Source organism: Frischella japonica (genome assembly GCF_014489845.1).
In the GTDB taxonomy this organism is placed as follows: Bacteria; Pseudomonadota; Gammaproteobacteria; order Enterobacterales; family Orbaceae; genus Frischella; species Frischella japonica.
In genome coordinates, this window is record NZ_JABURY010000019.1 from 1 (window position 1) to 11,915 (window position 11,915).

8 protein-coding genes are annotated in these 11,915 nt (G+C 38.3%); all 8 read right to left on the reverse strand.

Going from position 1 to position 11,915, the window contains the following annotated elements; genetic code table 11:
• A partial coding sequence (locus FcAc13_RS09365; protein WP_187755961.1) for a toxin VasX occupies positions 1-2,778 on the reverse strand: 2,778 nt, incomplete at its 3' end.
• Between the two features lie 11 nt (positions 2,779-2,789).
• Entirely contained in the window at positions 2,790-3,701 is a 912-nt protein-coding gene (locus FcAc13_RS09370) for a hypothetical protein (protein ID WP_187755962.1), read from the reverse strand.
• Positions 3,702-4,236: 535 nt separating this feature from the next.
• The gene (locus FcAc13_RS09375; protein WP_187755963.1) at positions 4,237-4,926 is read right to left on the reverse strand and encodes a helix-turn-helix domain-containing protein; all 690 of its coding nucleotides are present in this window, start codon (positions 4,924-4,926) and stop codon (positions 4,237-4,239) included.
• 19 nt (positions 4,927-4,945) lie between these two features.
• Positions 4,946-5,632, reverse strand: coding sequence for a hypothetical protein (locus FcAc13_RS09380; RefSeq protein WP_187755964.1), 687 nt, complete (start codon positions 5,630-5,632; stop codon positions 4,946-4,948).
• A gap of 19 nt (positions 5,633-5,651) precedes the next feature.
• Complete coding sequence (locus FcAc13_RS09385; RefSeq protein ID WP_187755965.1) at positions 5,652-6,341, reverse strand: helix-turn-helix domain-containing protein; 690 nt, start codon at positions 6,339-6,341, stop codon at positions 5,652-5,654.
• Positions 6,342-6,360: 19 nt separating this feature from the next.
• Positions 6,361-7,047 (reverse strand): hypothetical protein, encoded by a 687-nt coding sequence (locus FcAc13_RS09390; RefSeq protein ID WP_187755966.1) that lies wholly within the window; start codon positions 7,045-7,047, stop codon positions 6,361-6,363.
• A gap of 19 nt (positions 7,048-7,066) precedes the next feature.
• Positions 7,067-7,753, reverse strand: a complete 687-nt coding sequence (locus tag FcAc13_RS09395) for a hypothetical protein (RefSeq protein WP_187755967.1) — start codon at positions 7,751-7,753, stop codon at positions 7,067-7,069.
• Positions 7,754-7,775: 22 nt separating this feature from the next.
• Positions 7,776-11,903 carry a toxin VasX gene (locus tag FcAc13_RS09400; RefSeq protein WP_187755968.1) on the reverse strand — a complete coding sequence of 1,376 codons (4,128 nt, stop codon included), beginning with the start codon at positions 11,901-11,903 and terminating at the stop codon, positions 7,776-7,778.
• Between the last annotated feature and the right edge of the window lie 12 nt (positions 11,904-11,915).

Consider the following 11,915-nt stretch of genomic DNA (forward strand, 5'->3'; position numbering starts at 1 on the left):
GCCCTGAATATTGCGTATCACCTCATAACTACCACCTTGAACAGTCAGATCCGGAAAACGGTAGCTATTAATACCCTTTAGTTGAGGCAGTCTGGTTTCTAATTCCTTCATGATATGCGGTAATTGATTATAAGCGACTCTGGCGCCAAATGAATGCAAATAAATATCTGAGGTCACTAAACTTGCATCCATAAAGAAGGATTTTGCAATAAGGGCATTCGACACGGTACTCCCATTGGGGAAATGAGCCATGCCGGCAGCCGCTGTTATTGTAAAACGCTGAATCAGACGTTGGGTCATTGAAATGGCTTCTGATTCATGCCCCATTTGGATCTCAATGCCCATAAACTTATCGGTTTTCTCGGCTATCTGGGTCATTATTTGAGCGATACTTAGTAATTGTTGATTTTCATAACCCGCTTGCTTGCTCTCTATGATCGCTTGCCATAAGCCGCCCTCCTTACCCATTAAAGCATGAACGAATAAATTATGATTATCGTTTATTAAATTATTCCAGATTTCAAATTCTGAATCTAATTTAATATCCCCTAAATAGCCACCATCCAACATATTCACAATATCAGACATACAACCTAAATGAGCATCTGAGCTATTCGCTTCCACTTCAATCAGCCAAAAAGTATTTTCATTAATTTCAGCCTTTTCCGTTGGCTTAGCTAGCGTAAATAACCACTTGATATAATTTTTATGATCTTCTGAATACGCTATAATTTTCTTTTTAATCGTTTCAAAAGCGACTTTATCGATTTCGTCAAACTTTATGATTTTCTTTTCACTGAGTCTATCTTTATATTTTTTCCACTCTTCATCAAAATCTTTCTCGGAATTTATCAATTCGGTTTCGGGATAAATATATTTTTCAACTTTGGCAATCTCTAAATCTTTTCGGGTTAAATGCTGTTTTCCTGTTGTTTTCCTTAAATAGTTAATCTTATCCGTTTCAGGCCCCGAATAGCTATAACCTACATCATTAATCAGTATGTTATTTAATGACTTCTGATAAGCGGCCTTGACTTTGCTTTCCTCATCTTTATTAAACTTAATCTGCTGGCAACTGCCGTAACTTTCAGGTTTTACAGCGCGTTTTACCGCATCACTATCCATGTAACTAATATATCGCATATAAGAAATATCAATTCCAGGATAGTTAATCATAAATTTATAACGGGGGGATGCTATTTCATTCATGTTACCGCTGTCCATCGTAACGGATTGCTCTAATGAGTATGCAAAAACATTATGATTTGCGCCTTTAATTCCTAAAACATCACCGGCATGATTATAAAAAATATAACGAACATCTTCTTTATTGTTGGCATTTTTATTTTTTAATAATGAATGAAAGATGTTGATACAATGCTTCACTTGACGCCGGTAACTGAGATCCGGACTAAAATAATCTAATTTCTCTGTGTTACCCTTTTCCAGTTGTTCTGAATAATAATTGACAATTTGCTCTTCCCGAGTAGCTGCGCGAAGGTAGTCACTCAAATACAAGCCACCATCAACCATTGTGAGCGTTGGAGACGACATTGTTAACACTTTATTCATCATGTCACCCAACACATTACGCGGAATGGGCTCAAGTTTGAAAAGCTGTTCATTGATTTTTAGATCCAACTTGTTTTCTGTGTTCTTGGCATCATAGATAATCGGATTGGATTCTTTTTCGATTTCTTTCTGACTACTTACGATATCGGTTGGTGACATTTCTTTATCTGATACCGACAACAGTTTTTGGTTGTAGTCATCACGCATTGCTTCATAAATACTTTTATCTATATTTTGTAAACGATTGACAAGGGGAATGATATTTTGCCTTTTACTGATCGCTAATTCTTCAGCCACGCCAAACAAATCATCTAAAACCAGTACTGCTGCTTCTTGATTATAAATTGCTGGTTTTAAACTCAGCGAGTTTTTGAAAAAGGCCGCTTTATTATCTTTGATACTATTAAAGTAGCTTGAGCTATAAAAAACCGATGAATTTAATTTTTTACCCGACTCATCATCTTGAATATCTTTATAATAAAATCCAATATCTTGTTGACGACATTCAAGCTCAACTAAATATTTTGATTGCGATTCAAAATCGCTTAATGGAAATAACCGTGAATGATTTTTATCGCCCAACACATTATGTAAATCGATGGCGACAAATCTTGTTGTCAACTGCGCTTCGTCTAAATCGATGTAATAATCTCGAACTTTTTTTGACCAGCTACGATGACTATATGCAATCCATGCCTTGGTATACATATCATTAACTGAATCTATCGTAATAAAATATCCTCTTAAATAATGTTTATCGGCACTACTAAGACAGGCTTTTGGTGCTTCTTTCGGATGTAACGTTGCCATTTCTTCAATCGCTTTATGACGGTACAGCCCTTGCGCCGTCACTTCATACCCTAAATAACAACGTTTTTTATCGTTGGTTTCTAATAAAATATAAACAAAACCTTCTCTTAACATCCGGTAAGCATATTCATGTGTTGTTAAATCGATTGCTGGTTCACCATCTAACTTTGCCATGCCTTTTGACCAGGCAATATTTCTAAAACCTTTAGGCAAGATCGATTTACGGGTCAAAAACAGCGTAATACCTTTACGTTTACATAACGCACAGTTACCATCTGCCATACTAGAAGCGGTCTTCTGATGATATTCTTCATAAATAACATCATGATCAGCTTGGTATTTGTTATTCTCTTGCTCTAGTTTCTTTTCTTCATTTGATCGAATGTTATCTGTCATACTATTTCCCTTTAATTTTTATTAGATGACGCCACAAATTTTGCAATATCGATCTGTTTTAATCTTTCTGCTAGCGTCCCTGGTTCATCTTGACTGGCCAAAATCGCATTTTTTATCTCTTCGTTGTTTAGCAATGAGCCATACTTCATTGATAGTAAAACAAAAATATCATGATCTTTAACATCGTTAATGCCTAAGGTTCGTGCCTGATAACTGTATTGGCAAAATTTAACCAGTTGCGCTTTATTGCCTGAAACCGTCGTTTTATTCAGTTTCAAATAAATATTGTTCCACGCCTTATATAAGGCGAGTAAATTTTTTGCCTGATGCTGATAATATTTTTCTTCTTCTGTCAATACACGATCCATAGGATCGAAATCACGAATAGGCTGAATAGTGCGAATCGTTTGACTAACATCCGCATAAAAATAGCTGTCACACCAATTAATAATACTGGGCAACCAATGCGGAAAAAAGCCATTACAATCCTGTAACAATTGCATTCTAAAAGGCTCATAAAACGTTAAAAATGGCAGGTTAAATAGTCGCCCACATTGTGAACCAAAATCGAGACATTTTTGGGCTAATACCTCCGGTGGAAACTCACTCACTATCCATCCGCAGATATAATTTTTGGTGAATAAATGTTCTCTGATTACAATGCCAACGCTGGCTCTAACCAATTTATTATTTAATTTTTCATTGGGCTCTTTGATAACAATTAAGTGTGGACAAGCATTTAAATCATAAGCCAGTTCAGGGCGGGCAATTATAGCGATTTGATCCGATTTCACATTCTCTTTTATATTATCCAAATGAAGAGGGCTTATCTCGCTCACATAACCCAACATATCGATGAGTAAATAACAGTATTTATTATCATAAGTAGGATCGGTTAAATAGTTAGTTAGTGTTTTATCCATTGTATTGTTATTTCCTTATACTATTTTGTTGTTATTGTTGTCACTACGAATGCCATTACTAACAGTTGAAAAATGATAATCAACGGTTAGTTCTGGGTTTACAGTACATATTCCATGATCAATATCTTAGCTAAAAGTAGTCACGACTTTGTGCGTTGCCGTTCAATGTTTCAAAATTAAAGCGATGACCTCGCAAATAGCCTAAAAAATTAGCTGGATCGCTTCGAACGATATATTGAATTTTTACCATAAGTTATTTTCAATCTTGCTTGTTTAAATTATGTTTAACTTTTAAACTGATTTAATAAATGTCAACATTAATTTAATGAAATATAACAATCAGTTATTAGCGATTATCTTTTTGGATTATCGTTGCAAAGTGAAAACGATGCTTTAATAATATTTATATTTAATAATTCACTTAGGTAACCTTTCTTTTAGTGAACCATCAAAATCGGTACAACCCAATAAGCCGCATGCCAAGACTACGGCGCTGATTAATTGACCATATTTCATCGGTTATTCTCCTTTGCCATTAATATTGGCCTATTGCTAGCCGGCCAATACCACCGGCATTATAGTAAGCACCGCCTTTTTTAATGACCCGACCTGACCCTTTATAAGTCTTACCTTCATATTCTTTAGTAAATTGTTGAAATAAGGCCATTAACCGATCATCCCTTGCCCATTCCGGCACATTTTCAAGTTGATTATCATAACTAATTTCCGTATAAACATATTCGCCACCGGCCGCTCTGACATCCTCAATATCGGTTACCTTTAATATCACCCTGCGACCATAACAGAAGTAAGCTTTATCATCCAAATCACGCGATACCCCCGCTGGCCCTTGACCGGGCCAAAAGTAAAGCGCTTTTTGCCCTTCCTCAGTCAGGCTATAACGGAAATACGGCGAGCCCTCACTCACCGGTTGGCGCTCAAGTAACCCTAACTCGGCAAAAAGCGGTAAACGGATAGCTAACCGTTTTTGATTAACGTTATAGTAGCGCACTAAATCAGCTGGAATTTTCCCCTCGTCCAATGTCGGGTCATCAATATACGGGAACCGAACATGCCCGGCTAAATAGCATATTGCACGGTTACCGGTTTCGTTCATGCGATCATATTCCGCTTGTAACCTTTCTTTCAGTGAACCATCAAAATCGGTACAACCCAATAAGCCGCATGCCAAAACTACGGCGCTGATTAATTGACCATATTTCATCGGTTATTCTCCTTTGCCATTAATATTGGCCTATCGCTAGCCGGCCAATACCACCGGCATTATAGTAAGCACCATCTTTTTTGATGACTCGACCTGACCCTTTATAAGTCTTACCTTCATAATACTTGGTAAACTGTTGAAATAAGGTCAATAACCGATCATCCCTTGCCCATTCCGGCACACCTTCAAGTTGATTATCATAACGAATGATCGTATAAACATATTCACCACCGGCCGCTCTGACATCCTCAATATCGGTTACCTTTAATATCACCCGGCGACCATAACAGAAATAAGCATAATCTTTCAAATTACGCGCAACTCCTTCCCCTTGACCGGGCCAAAAGTAAAGCGCTTTTTGCCCTTCCTCAGTCAGGCTATAACGGAAATACGGCGAGCCCTCACTCACCGGTTGGCGCTCAAGTAACCCTAACTCGGCAAAAAGCGGTAAACGTTTAGCCAGCCGCTCTAAATTAGCATTGTAAGATTTCACTAAATTAGATGGAATTTTACCCTCGTCCAATGTCGGGTCATCAATATACGGAAACCGAACATGACCAGCTAAATAACATATCGCCCGATTGCCGGTTTCGTTCATCCGATCATATTCCGCTTGTAACCTTTCTTTCAGTGAACCATCAAAATCGGTACAACCCAATAAGCCACATGCCAAGACTACGGCGCTGATTAATTGACCATATTTCATCGGTTATTCTCCTTTGCCATTAATAATGACCTATCGCTAGCCGGCCAATTCCACCAGCATTATAGTAAGCACCGTCTTTTTTGATGACATTTCCAGCCCCTTTATAAGTCTTACCTTCATAATACTTGGTGAATTGTTGAAATAAGGCCAATAACCGATCATCCCTTGCCCATTCCGGCACATTTTCAAGTTGATTATCATAACTAATTTCCGTATAAACATATTCGCCACCGGCCGCTCTGACATCCTCAATATCGGTTACCTTTAATATCACCCGGCGACCATAACAGAAATAGGCTTTATCATCCAAATCACGCGATACCCCCGCTGGCCCTTGACCGGGCCAAAAGTAAAGCGCTTTTTGCCCTTCCTCAGTCAGGCTATAACGGAAATACGGCGAGCCCTCACTCACCGGTTGGCGCTCAAGTAACCCTAACTCGGCAAAAAGCGGTAAACGGATAGCTAACCGTTTTTGATTAACGTTATAGTAGCGCTCTAAATCAGCTGGAATTTTTCCCTCGTCCAAAGTTGGGTCATCAATATACGGGAACCGAACATGCCCGGCTAAATAGCATATTGCACGGTTACCGGTTTCGTTCATCCGATCATATTCCGCTTGTAACCTTTCTTTCAGTGAACCATCAAAATCGGTACAACCCAATAAGCTGCATGCCAAGACTACGGCGCTGATTAATTGACCATATTTCATCGGTTATTCTCCTTTGCCATTAATATTGGCCTATCGCTAGTCGGCCAATACCACCGGCATTATAGTAAGCACCGTCTTTTTTGATGACATTTCCAGCCCCTTTATAAGTCTTACCTTCATAATACTTGGTGAATTGTTGAAATAAGGCCAATAACCGATCATCCCTTGCCCATTCCGGCACATTTTCAAGTTGATTATCATAACTAATTTCCGTATAAACATATTCGCCACCGGCCGCTCTGACATCCTCAATATCGGTTACCTTTAATATCACCCGGCGACCATAGCAGAAATAAGAATAATCTTTCAAATTACGCGCAACTCCTTCCCCTTGACCGGGCCAAAAGTAAAGGGCTTTTTGCCCTTCCTCAGTCAGGCTATAACGGAAATATGGCGAGCCCTCACTCACCGGTTGGCGCTCAAGTAACCCTAATTCGGTAAAAAGCGGTAAACGTTTAGCCAGCCGCTCCAAATTAGCATTGTAGGATTTCACTAAATTAGATGGTATTTTCCCCTCGTCCAATGTCGGGTCATCAATATACGGAAACCGAACATGCCCGGCTAAATAACATATCGCCATATTACCGGTTTCGTTCATGCGATCATATTCCGCTTGTAACCTTTCTTTCAGTGAACCATCAAAATCGGTACAACCCAATAAGCCGCATGCCAAGACTACTGCGCTGATTAATTGACCATATTTCATCGGTTATTCTCCTTTGCCATTAATATTGGCCTATTGCTAGCCGGCCAATACCACCGGCATTATAGTAAGCACCGCCTTTTTTAATGACCCGACCTGACCCTTTATAAGTCTTACCTTCATATTCTTTAGTAAATTGTTGAAATAAGGCCATTAACCGATCATCCCTTGCCCATTCCGGCACATTTTCAAGTTGATTATCATAACTAATTTCCGTATAAACATATTCGCCACCGGCCGCTCTGACATCCTCAATATCGGTTACCTTTAATATCACCCGGCGACCATAACAGAAATAAGAATAATCTTTCAAATTACGCGCAACTCCTTCCCCTTGACCGGGCCAAAAGTAAAGGGCTTTTTGCCCTTCCTCAGTCAGGCTATAACGGAAATACGGCGAGCCCTCACTCACCGGTTGGCGCTCAAGTAACCCTAACTCGGCAAAAAGCGGTAAACGTTTAGCCAGCCGCTCTAAATTAGCATTGTAAGATTTCACTAAATTAGATGGAATTTTACCCTCGTCCAATGTCGGGTCATCAATATACGGAAACCGAACATGACCAGCTAAATAACATATCGCCCGATTGCCGGTTTCGTTCATACGATCATATTCCGCTTGTAACCTTTCTTTCAGTGAACCATCAAAATCGGTACAACCCAATAAGCCGCATGCCAAGACTACGGCGCTGATTAATTGACCATATTTCATCGGTTATTCTCCTTTAGTTAACTCAGTATTCATAATCTAGGATCAGCGGCAATACCGCTTGACCATCGTTAGTCTGTTTGCCATTGGGGTAGTAAAATAATTTACATCGGATTACCATTTGACCTGACAAAAATTCGCCCAATTTATAGCGGATTTGGTAATGGGGGCTTTCACCTTTATCTACGGCCTCAGGATCGCTCCCAACTTGTTCAATATACTTTACTTTCGCTAAACCATTTAAATCATCTTTTTTCGAAATTGGCATTAAATAACGCGCATCGCGCTGTACAAATATAGTTTGTTTGCTCGCTCCCGGCTGATCAAGCTGATGCTGCTCGCCAAGCTGGATTATTGGGTAATCTTTTCCGGTGGTTACCGATATATTGACCGTAGCACGGCTGCCACATCTTTTTTGCAAGCGAACCGAACACTCATAAACACTATTATCAATATCAAAACCAGGAAGATGCAAATACAGATACAGCCCTTTGACGAAACTAGCACGTGTTTGATAATGTGATTCGTTATATTCAATAAATTGGTCGTGTTCCAGCGGCATTAGCTCATCGACATAATAGCAATCATCGTAAACTTGCACATTACCATCAATCCCTAACCGCGCGACAAAATAGTCATTAGCTGAAAATGCAATGCCTTCAAAGGTGGGTGGGTAAGGCTGACCTTTATCACGATGCCCCCACAACCCAAATAAACAGCGATTAAACCATGTTTGCATTCGATTCCACTTATCGGATTCATCTTCAAATAGCAGGCTATATATAGCAACGGCAATCCCCATTACAATGCCAATAAAATAAATAACCGCCCCTGCTGGCCCTAACATCGCCAATATCCCGCCAATTTTAGCTAAACAAATTAAAGCCGAAATAACCATTAATGTACCGCAAAGCCTATACTGACTACGAACATGGGAAGGTAGATCTTTGGTCGTGTTAGCCTTAACGATCAACATTACACCGTCATATAATGACATCATTGGTCCAATGACCCCCAAAACGGTAGCCATGGAACTGAAGGATTTAAACACATTCTCCACGAGCAACGCCTTTACTGAGCCAAGAGAAAAAAATGAATTTATAAAGGCACTTATTTTAAGTTTACTACATAAATCACTCATAATCGTAATTGATTTGACGATTAATTGAGTGAAGTTTTTAACAATTTCCCTTTTTAACTCATCTTGGCGAGTTTGCCCAATACCCAGCCCATCAAGAATTTTATAGTTATGCGCTATTAACATGTAATGAGAATAGGCACTAATCCCATTTAACATGGTCGCTACGCTATCAGAGGATATTAATTTAAATGAACTGCTTGAAGTTGGATGCCATATTTCTTTGATATCATGTACCATTCCCGCCAGTTTGGCTTGTTTAAATTCAGCCCATGGCACGGTATTAATCATATGCAAATCGTTAAATAAACCAAATGTATCATCAGCGATTTGAAAATAATCAATAACTACTGGTTTATCTTCACTGAGTGGCAAGTCCTCGGTAATCGGTGGTAGGGATAATTTGTTATCAGTATCTTTAAGAACATTGGCCGTAAAGAGCTTAGCGCTGGCTCCTAACCCACGCAAAACAGACTTTAATTGCGATGCGTTGACTTGAAATGAAAAAACCTTGCCAACTACACCGGCAATGACCATCGCCGCTTCAAGAAAATGCGCTTGAATTAATTTATCATTAATTAGGCTGGTGGTCGGTTCACGTTGTGCTACGGCGCTGACGGCTCGAGAAATCATTATTTGATATAAATTTAATATGTGGGCGCCCTTTTCCAGAAAAAACAAACTATCGAGATCATGTTGATGCTGTTCTATTAACAGATTTATCGCTTCTGTAGCGCGCGCTGCGTAATCAATTATATCCTCTTTGGGTTGAACTCCGGTTATACTGACCTGATATTTTAATTCCGAATATTTTTCATCCAACTGCTGCCGGATGTTAAGCAATGCCGACCAAAAAGTTGGGGTGTTATCTTTAGGATTACCATTAATTAAATGAAAATAGATGGTATCTTCATCGCGCAGTAAAATATCCCATAAGCCATATTGATAGTCTAATTTTATATTGCCTAAACTGAGGGTACCAATGATGTTATTAAAATCAGTTAAATAACCTATATGGTTGTTAGAACTATTACTATCACATTCTATTTTCCAAAATGGGACTTGATTGTATGTTTTAACTGCTTGAGGTGTGTGAACTGAGGTAGTACCTTTTTCACTATAACCAAATAACCAAGTAGTATAGATGTAGTAGTCGATGGAGTGAGATTTAATTGCGTCAATTAGTTTATTGTAAGCCTTTTCTTCTTCGCTCATAAATTGTGTTATACGATAATCGGCTAAGTTAATCTTATACTTTTCTATCTCTTTGGCTATTTTTTTTTCTCGCTCGGCTTTAGCTGAATTAGGCAGTACAAATTTTCTAACATCATAATATTCAGTGGTTAAATTGCTATCATTAATTCTTGCTAAAAGATCTCTTTTTTCTTTTTCATCAATGGGTAGTTCAATATACCCCTCACGTAAATAGGTGGCTGCATGCGGATAAATCGTTGGCAAAACCGGCATTTCTGGGTTATAGTTCGTCTTACAATAGTCATAGACAACTTTATCACCGGTATCGCTAAATCGCTCAGCAATTTCATTATAAAAACAATCAATATACGATTTATGCTTACGCATATGCATTAATTTTTCATTAAAATATCGATAGGGTACCCCGGAAGCGACTAAATTATCATAACTTGCATAGTATTTTTCATGCAAAAAATCGTCATTAATGGGTCCTTCGGCTATTTTATTACGTGTATAAACCTGCCCATGATAACCTTTGACTTGAGAGGTCTGAAATGTTTTTCCATACTGTTCATCAAACAAAATTTTTGCTTCTTCGTTATGCGATTTTGCATAGTCCTGTTTAAGCTTTTCAAATTGTTCTGACATACTGGCAGTGGATAGATATAATTTTTCATACTCTTGTTGCATCTTGGTGGTATATTGCTGTTCTGCGTTATAGATAAATTCGAGAATTGGGCCAATTTTCATTTGCCTTTGGTAGCTTAGTTCCTCGGCAAGTCCGAAGGTATCTTCAACAACTAAAGCGCTCACCGCAACCTTCACAGACTCTGAAATATCTCGACTATTTTCTTTTCGAATTAATCGGCTAATTAAGCGACCTTGTAAATCAATGAAATGATCATATATCTGTTCACGCTCTACCTTCTTCTCGGTATTTTTCTTTGTCATAAATGAGCGAAAAGGATGATAAGTTATAAATAAGTTCTTAGATAAAGCCTGATTAAACTGTTTATCGTTTTTGGTGTTATCTGTTTCTGACTGATTATCACCAGATGAATGAGATAATGATTCATTTGGACAATAAACTTTCTCTTGGGGTAATTCAAATTCCAGCAGTTTAGGCCCTTCCGGCGTAAAAAATTCACTAAATGCAAAACTTCGTTGTTCGAGACTTAATTTTGTTGAGTTAGAAATCCCCTCAGCAGTTAACATTATTTTTGAAAATCGCGCCAGATGAATATTTTTTGGATCATCTTTTGCCATATCTAAATAGGTTTGTATCGTTTTGTCAGACCACGCTCTACGGGTATAAGCGACATATGCCGTATCACTATAAACCGTCGTATCAATATTAATAAAATAACCTGGAATTCTGTGTGCTTCTTTGGTACATGATTCAGGAATTTCTTTAATATTGCGTTCTTTCATATCATAGCGTGTTTTATGCCTAAAGATGCCTGATGGCGTAACCTCATAACCAATAGGTTCATAATTACCATCAAACCTTTTTGCCAGAATATAAACATACCCTTTGCGTAAAGTTCGATAAACATATTCATGAGTTTGTAACGATACTTCATTAGCGTCAGGCTCTCTACGACCCAAGGATATTATCTTATTAGACCAGTAATTATCTTTGTTATTATATGCTTTAGGAATGATAGCTTTACGCACTAAAAAAATCGGAAAACCTTGACGTTTACACGCAGCACACTGACCATTAGCTAATGCTGAGATTGAAATTGAGTCTGATTTTTCGTAAATAAGTATATCATTAAGTTCTTGTTGTCTTTCTGCATTTAAATCTATATTCTTCATTGATTGCCATCC

What these genes read in the sequence shown, in the direction of transcription:
- FcAc13_RS09370 (WP_187755962.1), bottom strand. Translation starts at nt 3,701, where the DNA reads ATGGATAAAACACTAACTAACTATTTAACCGATCCTACTTATGATAAT.
- FcAc13_RS09375 (WP_187755963.1), bottom strand. Translation starts at nt 4,926, where the DNA reads ATGAAATATGGTCAATTAATCAGCGCCGTAGTTTTGGCATGCGGCTTA.
- FcAc13_RS09380 (WP_187755964.1), bottom strand. Translation starts at nt 5,632, where the DNA reads ATGAAATATGGTCAATTAATCAGCGCCGTAGTCTTGGCATGTGGCTTA.
- FcAc13_RS09385 (WP_187755965.1), bottom strand. Translation starts at nt 6,341, where the DNA reads ATGAAATATGGTCAATTAATCAGCGCCGTAGTCTTGGCATGCAGCTTA.
- FcAc13_RS09390 (WP_187755966.1), bottom strand. Translation starts at nt 7,047, where the DNA reads ATGAAATATGGTCAATTAATCAGCGCAGTAGTCTTGGCATGCGGCTTA.
- FcAc13_RS09395 (WP_187755967.1), bottom strand. Translation starts at nt 7,753, where the DNA reads ATGAAATATGGTCAATTAATCAGCGCCGTAGTCTTGGCATGCGGCTTA.
- FcAc13_RS09400 (WP_187755968.1), bottom strand. Translation starts at nt 11,903, where the DNA reads ATGAAGAATATAGATTTAAATGCAGAAAGACAACAAGAACTTAATGAT.